This window comes from Burkholderia sp. JPY481 (genome assembly GCF_038900515.1).
GTDB classification, from domain to species: Bacteria; Pseudomonadota; Gammaproteobacteria; order Burkholderiales; family Burkholderiaceae; genus Paraburkholderia; species Paraburkholderia youngii.
In genome coordinates, this window is sequence record NZ_JAYMRT010000196.1 from 1 (window position 1) to 255 (window position 255).

1 protein-coding gene is annotated in these 255 nt (G+C 58.8%); it reads left to right on the forward strand.

Features of this window, described 5'->3' with window-relative positions:
- Window positions 1-255, forward strand: a 255-nt coding sequence (locus VSR82_RS40315; protein WP_498858956.1) for a transposase, incomplete at both ends; no start/stop codon positions are given.

Here is a 255-nt window from a genome sequence, read left to right on the forward strand (position 1 = left end):
GACGACGACGTCGGACAAAGACTGTTGAGCATTCCTGGTATCGGGCCGATCACTGCAAGTGTGCTTGCCTCAGAAATCGGCGATGGCAAGCAGTTCAGATGCAGTCGCGATTTCGCGGCCTCGCTTGGCCTTGTTCCCCGCCAGTACAGCACAGGCGGCAGATCCAAACTTCTCGGCATCAGCCGACGGGGTGACAAGAAGATCCGCAGTCTTCTCGTCCAGTGCGCCCGGGCCTATATGCGATGCCTGCAGAAG